The organism is Streptomyces sp. NPDC060000, from assembly GCF_042737375.1.
In the GTDB taxonomy this organism is placed as follows: Bacteria; Actinomycetota; Actinomycetes; order Streptomycetales; family Streptomycetaceae; genus Streptomyces.
This window is the reverse complement of the sequence record NZ_JBHWUU010000010.1, coordinates 108,505-120,967: the sequence shown is the minus strand read 5'-3', so window position 1 is coordinate 120,967 and position 12,463 is coordinate 108,505. Positions and strand designations below refer to the sequence as shown.

Genomic DNA, 12,463 nt, shown 5'->3' with positions numbered 1-12,463 from the left:
CAGAATGGCCTTTATGTACTTTGCGTGACGGATGGGCGGCGGCATAAAACCGCAGAACAACGCGCGTATACCGACATGGCGAATTCGAGGAGCGACGGCTCACACGAAGCGCACATCTCGCGTGGTTCGAGGTGGAGGGCGTCGCGGTGCCCGAGGTGCGCCACCTCGGTGGCACCTGCCGGCCCGACGCGTCACCGCTGCCCGGGGATCCTCGCCAGCGCGTGTACGGCCGCCTCCGCGAGCACCGGATGGGCCAGGGCGTCCTCGAGTACCGGACGGGCGCGGCCGTCACCCAGCGCGCCCAGCCCCTCCACGCACGCGAGGGCCACCCGCCGGTAGGGGTCGCGCGGCCGCAGTCGTCGGCGCAGCGTGGTGATCAGCGCGGGCACGGACTCGGGCGCGCGCAGCTCCACCAGCAGCCGGACGGGGTGCAGGGCGTAGCCCACCCGAAGTTCGTTGGTGGCCAGGGCGGCCGCGGCGCGGGCGGTGCGGGGATCCTCCAGACGCGTCAGCGCGTAGGCGGCGGAGGAACAGCGCGGCGGATCCCGGTGGTTGAGGAGCAGGACGAGCGCCTCGAAGGCGCGCCGGTCGCCGGCGAGCCCCAGCCGGAAAGCGGCCAGCTCGCGGGCCCACAGCGGCTGCCCCGACTCGGTGAGCACGCCCGCCAGTTCGTCGTGGTCCGCGGTGCGCACCAACCGCTCGTACGCCGCCGTCGCGCCGGACTCGGCCCGTAAGCGCTCCGTGAGCGATCGCAACTCTTCGTCCATGTGCCGAGCGTAGGGGCTGGGCCGACGCGCAGGCACGGGCCGAGAGAATCGGGCGCCCGGCCGGGGCCGAGGACAGCGCCGCCCGCGCCGCCCGCAGCACCCGCCCGGAAACGCGGATGAACCGTGAGCAGATCGGTGGCGGATCACGGAATGCGGATCGGATGCGGCTCGGATGCGAATACGGATCGGAGATGGATCGGAGTGGATCGGATGCGGACTACGTCACAGGAACAAGGGCTGGCGTGCTCGTTACCCACCGGTTAAGCTCATACGAGCGAGTTACCCACTCGCTGCACCTCCTCGCGGTGGCCTGGTGACGCAGTCGCCGCGAAAGAAGTCGGTTCGGTGCCTCGTGTACCGCTGTACGACCCGGCCACGGGACAGGGCCGGTCGGATCTCTCCGTTCGTCCTCCGGGCGTGTGCACGCCCGCGGCGACGGAACCGGGCGTGTGCGCTCGTAGCCCGGCAACACCCGCAACCTTCTCCGCACCCGGTGCGCCCAGGTCTCGCAGAGGCCGCTCGGCGCGCCGGGCGCGTTCCCAGTCGTCACTCATTCCTGGAGTCCCGCGATGGCCGCTCCCCTGTCCGACACCCCTCTGTCCCCGCTCCAGTCGATCGCCGTCGTCGGCCTCGGCACCATGGGCACCGGCATCACCGAGGTCCTGGCCAAGGCCGGCCGGGAGGTGGTCGGCATCGACATCAGCGAGGCCCAGGCCGCGCGGTCCCTCGCCGCGCTGGAGGCCTCCACCGCCCGCGCCGTGCAGCGCGGCCGGCTCACCGAGCAGGAGCGCACGGCCGTGCTGGCCCGCGTCCGCGTCTCCACCGACCTGCGCACGGCGGCCGACGCCGACCTCGTCATCGAGGTGGTGCCCGAGTCGTACGAGATCAAGCAGCAGGTCTTCCGCGAGCTGGACGGGCTGGTGCGGCCCGAGACCATCCTCGCCACCGGGACCAACGCGCTCTCCGTGACCCGCCTCGCCGCCGAATCGGCCCGCCCGGAGCGCGTGTTGGGCCTGCACTTCTTCAACCCGGCGCCGGCGATGAAGCTGGTCGAGGTCGTCTCCTCGGTGCTGACCGCGCCCGCCGCGGTCACCGCCGTCACCAACCTCGCCCTCGACCTCGGCAAGGAGCCCGTCGCGGTCGGCGACCGCCCCGGCTTCGTCGCCGACGGCCTGCTGTTCGGCTACCTCAACCAGGCCGCCTCGATGTACGAGGCCCGGTACGCCTCCCGCGAGGACATCGACGCGGCGATGCGGCTGGGCTGCGGTCTGCCGATGGGCCCGCTCGCCCTGCTCGACCTGATCGGCGTCGACACGGCCCGTACGGTCCTGGAGGCCATGTACGCCGAGTCCCACGACCGGCTGCACGCCCCCGCGCCGATCCTCAAGCAGCTCAGCGAGGCGGGACTGACCGGCCGGAAGTCGGGCCGCGGCTTCTACACGTACGAGGCGGCCGGCAGCGCGACGGTCGTCCCGGACGCGCTGACGCCGCTCTCCGGCGCCACCGAAGACTCCGGCCGCCCGGTCACCTCGGTCGGTGTGGCCGGCTCCGGCACCATGGCCTCCGGCATCGCCGAGGTCTTCGCCAAGGCCGGCTACGACGTCGTCCTCGCCGCCCGCAGCGAGGAGAAGGCGCAGACCGCCAAGGCCCGGATCGGCAAGTCGCTCTCCCGCTCCGTCGACAAGGGCCGGCTGACCGCCGAGGCCGCCGCCCAGATCCTGGACCGGATCACCCCGGCCGGCTCCTACGACGCCTTCGCCGACGTCGACCTGGCACTGGAGGCGGTCGCCGAGGACCTCGAGGTCAAGCAGCAGCTGTTCGCGACCCTGGACAAGGTGTGCAAGCCCGGCGCCGTCCTCGCCACGACGACCTCCTCGCTGCCGGTCGTCGCCTGCGCCCGCGCCACCTCGCGCCCGCAGGACGTGATCGGGATGCACTTCTTCAACCCGGCGCCGGCGATGAAGCTGGTCGAGGTCGTCCGTACGGTGCTGACGGCCGACGACGTCCACGCGACGGTCCGCGAGGTGTGCGGCCGGATCAAGAAGCACGCGGTCGACTGCGGGGACCGCGCCGGCTTCATCGTGAACGCGCTGCTCTTCCCGTACCTCAACAACGCGATCAAGATGGTGCAGGAGCACTACGCGACGCTGGACGACATCGACGCCGCGATGAAGCTGGGCGGCGGCTACCCGATGGGTCCCTTCGAGCTCCTGGACGTCGTCGGACTCGACGTCTCCCTCGCGATCGAGAAGGTCCTGCACCGCGAGTTCCGCGACCCCGGCCTGGCTCCGGCCCCGCTCCTGGAGCACCTGGTGGCCGCGGGCTGCCTCGGCCGCAAGACCGGCCGCGGCTTCCGCGAATATGCCCGCCGCTGACGGCGCCGGCGACTGGTCCCGAGGAGAAGAGGACTGGGGCGGGCTGCTCGCCCCCACCGGCGGGCCCCCGCTCGTCCCGGGCGGGGGAAACCCCGGACAGGCGCACCGAGCTGCGCACATGCAGTACGTTCGGGTCATGCCCCAGCCCGCCAGGTCCTCACGTACACCAGCCACGCCCGACGCGCCGGAGAGTGCCGCGGGCAGCCGCGCGGCCGCCCAGCGACTCAAGATGCGCCGAGAACTGGCGGCCGCGGCGATGGAGCTGTTCGCGACCAAGGGGTACGAGGCGACCACCGTCGACGAGATCGCGGCCGCGGCCGGGGTCGCCCGCCGCACGTTCTTCCGTCACTTCCGCTCCAAGGAAGAGGCGATCTTCCCCGACCACGACGACACCCTGACCCGGGCGGAGGCCGTGCTCAACGCGGCCCCGGCGCACGAGCATCCGCTCGACACGGTGTGCCGCGGCATCAAGGAGGTCATGACGATGTACGCGGCCCGGCCGGAGATCTCGGTCGCCCGCTACAAGCTGACGCGCGAGGTGCCCACCCTGCGTGAGGCGGAGATCGCGTCGGTGGCCCGCTACGAGCGCCTGTTCACCCGCTACCTCCTCGGTCACTTCGACGAGCACGCGCACGACGACGACGCCAACGACGACCCGCTGCTCGCCGAGGTCGCCGCGTCCGCCGTGGTCACCGCCCACAACCACGTGCTGCGGCGCTGGCTCAGGGCCGGCGGCCAGGGCGATGTCGAGACCCAGCTCGACCATGCTTTCGCGATCGTGCACAAGACGTTCGGGACGGGCATCGGAGCCGGCCGCAGCAGCGCGGACGCGCCCCGGCAGGCGTCGGCGGCGGTCTCCACGCAGGGCGAGGTCCTGGTGACGGTCGCCCGGACCGACGCCTCGCTGGACGAGGTCATGCGCACCATCGAGCAGGCCCTCAAGGAGCGCTGAGCACCGCTCGAAAGCCCCTCCACGCTGTGACGACGGCCACCCCACCGGGTGGCCGTTTTGGCATGTCAGAGGCCCTTTTCGCGCAGATTCCAGAGGCCGTTCGATCGATCATCGCTCATGTGTTACGTAAAGATTTCAGCTGAGACCAAGTTCTGGCACTCAGTGCCTTGCGGGGTGACACGCGGTGTCATACGTTGAAGGTGTCCGGGCGGCCGGCGTGCAGAGACCATTCGTACGTCGGCTGTCCCCGCAAGCTCACGGTTTGCGCGCCCGGACGCCTGCGTCACAGGCAACCTCCCGCGCCACAAAGCGCTGCCGAACAGCACCACCGCCGAACCGACGGCACTTCTCCCAAAACCCTCAGCAGCACCGACGTAACCCTCAGCGCCCCGCCCTCAGGGCGCTTCTTCGCCGGAGGCAACACCGTGACCGTGAAGGACATCCTGGACGCGATCCAGTCGCCGGAATCGACGCCGGACGACTTCGCCAATCTGCCGCTCCCCGAGTCGTACCGCGCGATCACCGTGCACAAGGACGAGACGGAGATGTTCGCGGGCCTGGAGACCCGTGACAAGGACCCGCGCAAGTCGATCCACCTGGACGAGGTGGCAGTGCCCGAGCTCGGGCCTGGCGAGGCCCTGGTGGCCGTCATGGCCTCCTCGGTCAACTACAACTCGGTGTGGACCTCGATCTTCGAGCCGGTGTCGACGTTCTCCTTCCTGGAGCGCTACGGCAGGCTCAGCGAGCTGACCAAGCGGCACGACCTGCCGTACCACATCATCGGTTCCGACCTCGCGGGCGTCGTGCTGCGCACCGGCCCGGGCGTCAACGCCTGGAAGCCGGGCGACGAGGTCGTCGCGCACTGTCTGTCCGTCGAGCTGGAGTCCTCGGACGGCCACAACGACACGATGCTCGACCCCGAGCAGCGCATCTGGGGCTTCGAGACCAACTTCGGCGGCCTCGCGGAGATCGCCCTGGTCAAGTCCAACCAGCTGATGCCGAAGCCGGACCACCTGTCGTGGGAGGAGGCGGCGGCCCCCGGCCTCGTCAACTCGACCGCGTACCGGCAGCTGGTCTCCCGCAACGGCGCCGGCATGAAGCAGGGCGACAACGTCCTGATCTGGGGTGCCAGCGGCGGTCTCGGCAGCTACGCCACGCAGTTCGCGCTGGCCGGCGGCGCCAACCCGATCTGTGTCGTCTCCTCCCCCGAGAAGGCCGACATCTGCCGGGCCATGGGCGCCGAGGCGGTCATCGACCGCAACGCCGACGGCTACAAGTTCTGGAAGGACGAGCGGACCCAGGACCCGAAGGAGTGGAAGCGCTTCGGCAAGCGCATCCGCGAGTTCACCGGCGGCGAGGACATCGACATCGTCTTCGAGCACCCGGGTCGCGAGACCTTCGGCGCCTCGGTCTACGTCACCCGCAAGGGCGGCACCATCACCACCTGCGCCTCGACCTCCGGCTACATGCACGAGTACGACAACCGCTACCTGTGGATGTCCCTGAAGCGGATCATCGGCTCGCACTTCGCCAACTACCGCGAGGCCTGGGAGGCCAACCGGCTGGTCGCGAAGGGCAAGATCCACCCGACCCTGTCGAAGGTCTACTCCCTGGAGGAGACCGGCCAGGCCGCGTACGACGTGCACCGCAACCTCCACCAGGGCAAGGTCGGCGTCCTCGCGCTGGCTCCCGAGGAGGGTCTGGGCGTGCGCGACGAGGAGAAGCGCGCCCAGCACATCGACGCCATCAACCGCTTCCGCAACATCTGAGACACCCGAGGTCATAGATGACTGAGCGTCAGTCCGCCGCAGGAAAGCGGGAGAAGGACCGGCCGTGGCTCATGCGCACGTACGCCGGTCACTCCACGGCAGAGGCGTCCAACGAGCTGTACCGGCGCAACCTCGCCAAGGGCCAGACGGGTCTGTCGGTCGCGTTCGACCTGCCCACCCAGACCGGCTACGACTCCGACCACGTCCTCGCCCGCGGCGAGGTCGGCCGGGTCGGCGTGCCGGTGGCCCATCTCGGTGACATGCGCAGGCTGTTCCAGGACATCCCCCTGGACCAGATGAACACCTCGATGACGATCAACGCCACCGCCATGTGGCTGCTGGCGCTCTATCAGGTCGTCGCCGAGGAGCAGGGCGCGGACATCACCCGGCTCCAGGGCACGACCCAGAACGACATCGTCAAGGAGTACCTGTCCCGGGGCACCCACGTGTTCCCGCCGGGGCCCTCGCTCCGTCTGACGACGGACATGATCGCGTACACGGTCTCCCACATCCCGAAGTGGAACCCGATCAACATCTGCAGCTACCACCTGCAGGAGGCGGGGGCCACGCCGGTCCAGGAGATCGCGTACGCGATGTCCACGGCGATCGCCGTGCTGGACGCCGTCCGTGACTCCGGGCAGGTGCCGGCCGAGAAGTTCGGCGATGTCGTCGCCCGTATCTCCTTCTTCGTGAACGCGGGCGTCCGCTTCGTCGAGGAGATGTGCAAGATGCGCGCCTTCGGCCGCATCTGGGACAAGGTCACCCGCGAGCGCTACGGCATCCAGGACGCCAAGCAGCGCCGCTTCCGCTACGGCGTCCAGGTCAACTCCCTGGGCCTGACGGAGGCGCAGCCGGAGAACAACGTCCAGCGGATCGTCCTCGAGATGCTCGCCGTGACGCTGTCGAAGGACGCACGCGCGCGTGCCGTGCAGCTGCCGGCCTGGAACGAGGCGCTGGGGCTGCCCCGGCCCTGGGACCAGCAGTGGTCGCTGCGCATCCAGCAGGTTCTCGCCCTGGAGAGCGATCTGCTGGAGTACGAGGACATCTTCGAGGGCTCGCACGTCATCGAGGCCAAGGTCGCCGAGCTGGTCGAGGAGTCCCTCGCCGAGATCGAGCGGATCGACGGGATGGGCGGCGCGATGGCCGCCGTCGAGTCCGGCTACCTCAAGTCCCAGCTCGTCTCCTCGCACGCCGAGCGCAGGGCCCGGATCGAGTCCGGGCAGGAGAAGATCATCGGTGTCAACATCTTCCAGACGACCGAGCCCAACCCGCTGACCGCGGATCTCGACACGGCCATCCAGACGGTCGATCCGGCCGTCGAGGCCCGCGTCATCGCCTCCCTGCAGAACTGGCGCGACACCCGCTACCAGCCGCCCTTCAACCACCCGCGTCCCTGCAAGGCGCTGGAGAAGCTGAAGGAGGCCGCCAAGGGCACCGCCAACCTCATGGAGGCCACCCTGGAGTGCGCCCGAGCCGGGGTCACGACCGGCGAGTGGTCCGGGGCGCTGCGTGAGGTGTTCGGCGAGTTCCGCGCCCCGACCGGGGTCTCGTCGGCGCCGGTGGCGGTGCCGGCGGAGGAGGGCTCGGCCATGGCCGACGTCCGCCGCAGGGTCGACACCACCGCGAAGGACATGGGCGTGGGCAAGCTGCGCTTCCTGGTCGGCAAGCCGGGCCTGGACGGGCACTCCAACGGCGCCGAGCAGATAGCCGTACGCGCGCGTGACGCCGGCTTCGAGGTGGTCTACCAGGGCATCCGGCTGACGCCCGAGCAGATCGTGGACGCCGCGCTGGAGGAGGACGTGCACGCCGTGGGCCTGTCCATCCTCTCCGGCTCGCACGCCCAGCTGGTGCCGGACGTCCTCGAACGGCTCCGTGTGGCCGGTGCCACAGACATCCCGGTGATCGCCGGTGGCATCATCCCGAATGGAGACGCCGAACAGCTCAGGGCTGCCGGCGTGGCCGCGGTCTTCACCCCGAAGGACTTCGACATCACCGGAATCATCGGCCGCATCGTCGACGAGATCCGGAAAGCGAACAAGCTCGACCCCCTGGAGGTCCCCGCATGACCGTCAACCGTCTGCGTCCGCGGCGCTCGTGTCTCGCCGTTCCGGGCAGCAATCCCCGCTTCCTCGAGAAGGCGCAGGGCCTCCCGGCGGACCAGGTCTTCCTCGACCTCGAGGACGCGTGCGCGCCGCTCGCCAAGCCCGAGGCGCGGCACACCATCGTCAAGTTCCTCAACGAGGGCGACTGGACGGGCAAGACGCGGGTGGTCCGGGTCAACGACTGGACGACCGAGTGGACGTACCGCGACGTCGTGACGGTGGTCGAGGGCGCCGGCCCCAACCTCGACTGCATCATGCTGCCGAAGGTGCAGAGCGCCCAGCAGATCGTCGCGCTCGACCTGCTCCTGACGCAGATCGAGAAGACCATGGGCTTCGAGGTCGGCAAAATCGGCATCGAGGCGCAGATCGAGAACGCGCAGGGCCTGAACAACGTCAACGAGATCGCGCAGGCCTCCCCGCGCATCGAGACGATCATCTTCGGCCCGGCCGACTTCATGGCGTCGATCAACATGAAGTCGCTGGTCGTGGGCGAGCAGCCGCCCGGCTACCCGGCGGACGCCTACCACTACATCCTGATGAAGATCCTGATGGCCGCCCGCGCCAACGACCTCCAGGCGATCGACGGCCCCTATCTGCAGATCCGCAACGTCGACGGCTACCGCGAGGTCGCCGGACGCGCCGCGGCCCTCGGTTTCGACGGCAAGTGGGTGCTGCACCCGGGCCAGGTCGAGGCGTCCAACGAGATCTTCTCGCCGTCGCAGGAGGACTACGACCACGCCGAGCTGATCCTCGACGCGTACGACTACTACACGTCCGAGGCGGGCGGCAAGAAGGGCTCGGCGATGCTCGGCGACGAGATGATCGACGAGGCCAGCCGCAAGATGGCCCTGGTCATCTCGGGCAAGGGACGCGCCGCCGGCATGCAGCGCACCGGCAAGTTCGAGATCCCTGTCGACTAAGGAGCCCTGACGCGATGCAGTTCGGACGCACCTACGAGGAGTTCGAGGTCGGGGCGACGTACAAGCACTGGCCCGGCAAGACGGTCACGGAGTACGACGACCACCTGTTCTGTCTCCTCACCATGAACCACCACCCGCTCCACATGGACACCAACTACGCGGAGCAGACGACCGACTTCGGCAAGAACGTCGTCGTGGGCAACTACATCTACTCCCTGCTGCTCGGCATGTCCGTGCCGGACGTCTCCGGCAAGGCGATCGCCAACCTGGAGATCGAGTCGCTCAAGCACGTGGCGCCGACCTTCCACGGTGACACGATCTACGGGCAGACGACCGTGCTCGACAAGTGGCCGTCGAAGTCGAAGAACGACCGCGGGATCGTCTACGTCGAGACCAAGGGCTACAAGCAGGACGGCACGCTGGTCTGCGTGTTCCGCCGCAAGGTGATGGTGCCGACCGAGACGTACATCAAGGAGCGCGGCGGCGAGCAGCCCGGCCGGCCCCAGCTGAAGGAGCAGGAGAAGTAGCCATGGCACGTCTCGCCCGGACCGCCGGTCTGACCGACATCCAGCAGGAGATCCTCGCCACCGTCCGCGACTTCGTGGACAAGGAGATCATCCCGGTCGCGACCGGGCTGGAGCACCGCGACGAGTACCCGCAAGCGATCGTCGACGGCCTCAAGGAGTTGGGCCTGTTCGGCCTGATGATCCCCGAGGAGTACGGCGGTCTGGGCGAGTCGCTCCTGACGTACGCCCTCTGCGTCGAGGAGATCGCCCGCGGCTGGATGTCGGTCTCCGGCATCATCAACACGCACTTCATCGTGGCGTACATGCTCAAGCAGCACGGCACGCAGGAGCAGAAGGACCACTATCTGCCGAGAATGGCGGCCGGCGACATCCGCGGCGCCTTCTCCATGTCGGAGCCGGCCCTCGGCTCGGACGTGTCCGCGATCACGTCGAAGGCGGTGAAGGACGGCGACGAGTACGTCCTCAACGGTCAGAAGATGTGGCTGACGAACGGCGGCACGTCGTCGCTGGTGGCTGTTCTGGTCAAGAGTGACGAAGGACACCCCGAGGGCACCGCCCCCCACAAGTCGATGACGACCTTCCTGATCGAGAAGGAGCCCGGCTTCGGTCAGGTCCTGCCCGGTCTGACCATCCCGGGCAAGATCGACAAGATGGGCTACAAGGGGGTGGACACCACCGAGCTGATCATGGATGGCCTGCGCCTTCCCGCCGATCGGGTGCTCGGCGGGGTCACCGGCCGAGGTTTTTACCAAATGATGGACGGAGTCGAGGTTGGGCGGGTCAACGTAGCGGCCCGTGGCTGTGGCGTCGCCCAGCGTGCCTTCGAACTCGGCGTCGAGTACGCCCAGCAGCGCCACACGTTCGGCAAGCCGATCGCCCAGCACCAGGCGATTCAGTTCAAGCTCGCCGAGATGGCTACCAAGGTCGAGGCCGCCCATGCCATGATGGTGAACGCCGCACGCAAAAAGGACTCCGGGGAGCGAAACGACCTCGAGGCCGGGATGGCGAAGTACCTCGCCTCCGAGTACTGCAAGGAGGTCGTGGAAGATGCGTTCCGGATCCACGGCGGGTACGGCTTCTCCAAGGAGTACGAGATCGAGCGCCTCTACCGCGAGGCCCCGATGCTGCTGATCGGTGAAGGCACCGCAGAAATCCAGAAAATGATCATCGGGCGCAGGTTGCTCGAGGAGTATCGGCTCCAAGGCTGATTGTCCGGGTTGGGGGTGTTTTCTTCGAGAAGAAGATCACACCCCGTGAACTTCCCCCAGCCGTCGACTCGGCTTCCTTGCTTACCCAGTTGTGGCCCCGAACCGCTACGATCGCGGAAAGCCGCCGTCCCCCGTCGAAGCGCGGCATCATCCGCTACGAAGGTCATCCATGCCCCACAGCCAAACCTCTGCACACCGCGACAGCCTGGTAGGCACACGCCTCGCGCGCGGAGCATCGCCGTGGCTTCTGCCGACCGTCGCCACCGCAGCCGTCAGCCTGCTGCGCGCCCGCCGCTCGGGTGCCGCCAAGGCCGTCGCCGTGCCCGCCACCGCTCTCGCGGCGGGCATGCTGTGGTTCTTCCGCGACCCCGAGCGCGAGATCGCCTCGGGCCGGGTCATCTCCCCCGCCGACGGTGTGGTGCAGAGCATCATGCCGTGGAAGGACGGACGCACCCGGGTCGCGATCTTCATGAGCCCGCTCAACGTCCACGTCAACCGCGCGCCGCTGGCCGGCACCGTGACGTCGGTCGAGCACATCCCCGGCGGGTTCGTGCCGGCGTTCAACAAGGAGAGCGAGAACAACGAGCGCGTCGTCTGGCACTTCGACACCGAGCTCGGTGACATCGAGATGATCCAGATCGCCGGAGCCGTGGCCCGCCGCATCGTCCCCTACATCCCCGAGGGCACGAAGGTCGAGCAGGGCGAGCGGATCGGCCTGATCCGCTTCGGCTCGCGCGTCGACATCTACCTGCCCGAGGGCGTGGACGTCGCGGTCGAGGTGGGGCAGAAGACGGTGGCAGGGGTGACTCGCATTGACCGTGATTGACCCGGAGACCCAGGCGGGCTGGGTGCCCGAGGCCGACGAGGTGGACGAGGAAGAGGAGATGCCCCTCTCTCTGCGTCTGTCGATAGCGGACACCCTCACCCTCGGCAACGCGACGTGCGGCTTCATGGCCGTGTACTTCACCACCACGGGCATCCTGATCCCGCACCTCACCGGCAGCCAGGAATCCGGCATGGCCCGCCACAGCGCGGCCACGGCGGTCATCCTGATGCTGTGCGCGGCGGTGTTCGACCTGTTCGACGGCCTGGTCGCACGCAAGCTGCGCTCCTCCCCGATGGGCGCGGAACTGGACAACCTCTCGGACCTGGTCAGCTTCGGTCTGGCCCCGGCGTACTTCGTCCTGGTCTACGGCATGGTCGCCGACGACGCCCACCAGCGGGTCGCGGCGGTCGGCGGGATCGTGGTGCTGCTCGCGGTGGTGCTGAGGCTCGCGAGATTCTCGTGCGTCACCGTCAAGGACGGCACCTTCCAGGGCATGCCGTCGCCGTTCGGCGCGCTGACGGTCGTCTCGATCGTGCTCCTCGAGCTCCCGTTCGTGGCGACCCTGATGGCCATCCTGGGCACCGCCTGGCTGATGGTGAGCCGGGTCGAGTACCCGAAGCCGCGGGGCCGCCTCGCCGGCGCGATGCTCTCCTGGATCGTGCTGTCGATGGGTCTGCTGGCGGCCTGGGCGTTCGACGCCCCGAGCGGTCAGCTGCTGCTCCAGACCGGCTGTGCCCTTCAGCTGGTCATGGGCGCGGTCATCCCGCTGTTCGCCACGGCCCGCCGGGTGAACAACTTCCGCGACAACCGACGCGAGGCCCGGGCGGCGCAGCTGCCCTGATCCTCGCCCCCGCGTCACCGGGTGTGGCCCGAACCCTACGAGGTTCGGGCCACACCCGTTTCACGTTCAAGGGCCTCCTCGTTTGGCCCTTGACCGGTCAACTACTCCTCGCTCCGGGCCAGTTGCAGTGAGTGAGAACAAAGAGGAGGGTGGATAAAGGGGTATTGACGGTGATT

Annotated in this window: 10 protein-coding genes; 9 read left to right on the top strand and 1 reads right to left on the bottom strand. The window is 68.8% G+C overall.

What is annotated here, in order from left to right; all coding sequences use genetic code 11:
* Positions 1 to 191: 191 nt before the first annotated feature.
* The gene (locus ACFWBB_RS08435) at positions 192 to 767 is read right to left on the bottom strand and encodes an adenylosuccinate lyase (RefSeq protein WP_385268439.1); all 576 of its coding nucleotides are present in this window, start codon (positions 765 to 767) and stop codon (positions 192 to 194) included.
* A 569-nt stretch (positions 768 to 1,336) separates the two neighbouring features.
* Between ACFWBB_RS08435 and ACFWBB_RS08430 the strand changes: the two genes are divergently transcribed.
* From ACFWBB_RS08430 to pssA, 9 genes are all read left to right on the top strand, one after another.
* Entirely contained in the window at positions 1,337 to 3,142 is a 1,806-nt protein-coding gene (locus ACFWBB_RS08430; protein WP_385268437.1) for a 3-hydroxyacyl-CoA dehydrogenase family protein, read from the top strand.
* A gap of 136 nt (positions 3,143 to 3,278) precedes the next feature.
* Positions 3,279 to 4,094, top strand: a complete 816-nt coding sequence (locus ACFWBB_RS08425) for a TetR family transcriptional regulator (protein ID WP_385268435.1) — start codon at positions 3,279 to 3,281, stop codon at positions 4,092 to 4,094.
* A gap of 431 nt (positions 4,095 to 4,525) precedes the next feature.
* A complete protein-coding gene (ccrA, locus tag ACFWBB_RS08420) occupies positions 4,526 to 5,863 on the top strand; it encodes a crotonyl-CoA carboxylase/reductase (protein ID WP_385268496.1) in 1,338 nt (445 codons plus the stop codon).
* A gap of 17 nt (positions 5,864 to 5,880) precedes the next feature.
* Positions 5,881 to 7,929, top strand: a complete 2,049-nt coding sequence (locus ACFWBB_RS08415; protein WP_385268433.1) for a protein meaA — start codon at positions 5,881 to 5,883, stop codon at positions 7,927 to 7,929.
* Positions 7,926 to 8,885 (top strand): HpcH/HpaI aldolase/citrate lyase family protein, encoded by a 960-nt coding sequence (locus tag ACFWBB_RS08410; protein WP_385268431.1) that lies wholly within the window; start codon positions 7,926 to 7,928, stop codon positions 8,883 to 8,885. The genes ACFWBB_RS08415 and ACFWBB_RS08410 overlap by 4 nt, the downstream gene beginning before the upstream one ends.
* 14 nt (positions 8,886 to 8,899) lie before the next feature.
* Positions 8,900 to 9,412 (top strand): MaoC family dehydratase, encoded by a 513-nt coding sequence (locus ACFWBB_RS08405; RefSeq protein ID WP_385268429.1) that lies wholly within the window; start codon positions 8,900 to 8,902, stop codon positions 9,410 to 9,412.
* A 2-nt stretch (positions 9,413 to 9,414) separates the two neighbouring features.
* Complete coding sequence (locus ACFWBB_RS08400; RefSeq protein ID WP_385268427.1) at positions 9,415 to 10,620, top strand: acyl-CoA dehydrogenase family protein; 1,206 nt, start codon at positions 9,415 to 9,417, stop codon at positions 10,618 to 10,620.
* Positions 10,621 to 10,789: 169 nt separating this feature from the next.
* On the top strand, positions 10,790 to 11,446 hold the full coding sequence (locus tag ACFWBB_RS08395; RefSeq protein WP_383466421.1) for a phosphatidylserine decarboxylase: 657 nt from the start codon (positions 10,790 to 10,792) through the stop codon (positions 11,444 to 11,446).
* Positions 11,447 to 11,468: 22 nt separating this feature from the next.
* Complete coding sequence (pssA, locus tag ACFWBB_RS08390) at positions 11,469 to 12,287, top strand: CDP-diacylglycerol--serine O-phosphatidyltransferase (protein WP_385268494.1); 819 nt, start codon at positions 11,469 to 11,471, stop codon at positions 12,285 to 12,287.
* Positions 12,288 to 12,463: the final 176 nt, after the last annotated feature.

Coding starts and splice junctions, on each gene's coding strand:
- ACFWBB_RS08435 (WP_385268439.1), bottom strand. CDS start 767: ATGGACGAAGAGTTGCGATCGCTCACGGAGCGCTTACGGGCCGAGTCC.
- ACFWBB_RS08430 (WP_385268437.1), top strand. CDS start 1,337: ATGGCCGCTCCCCTGTCCGACACCCCTCTGTCCCCGCTCCAGTCGATC.
- ACFWBB_RS08425 (WP_385268435.1), top strand. CDS start 3,279: ATGCCCCAGCCCGCCAGGTCCTCACGTACACCAGCCACGCCCGACGCG.
- ACFWBB_RS08415 (WP_385268433.1), top strand. CDS start 5,881: ATGACTGAGCGTCAGTCCGCCGCAGGAAAGCGGGAGAAGGACCGGCCG.
- ACFWBB_RS08410 (WP_385268431.1), top strand. CDS start 7,926: ATGACCGTCAACCGTCTGCGTCCGCGGCGCTCGTGTCTCGCCGTTCCG.
- ACFWBB_RS08405 (WP_385268429.1), top strand. CDS start 8,900: ATGCAGTTCGGACGCACCTACGAGGAGTTCGAGGTCGGGGCGACGTAC.
- ACFWBB_RS08400 (WP_385268427.1), top strand. CDS start 9,415: ATGGCACGTCTCGCCCGGACCGCCGGTCTGACCGACATCCAGCAGGAG.
- ACFWBB_RS08395 (WP_383466421.1), top strand. CDS start 10,790: ATGCCCCACAGCCAAACCTCTGCACACCGCGACAGCCTGGTAGGCACA.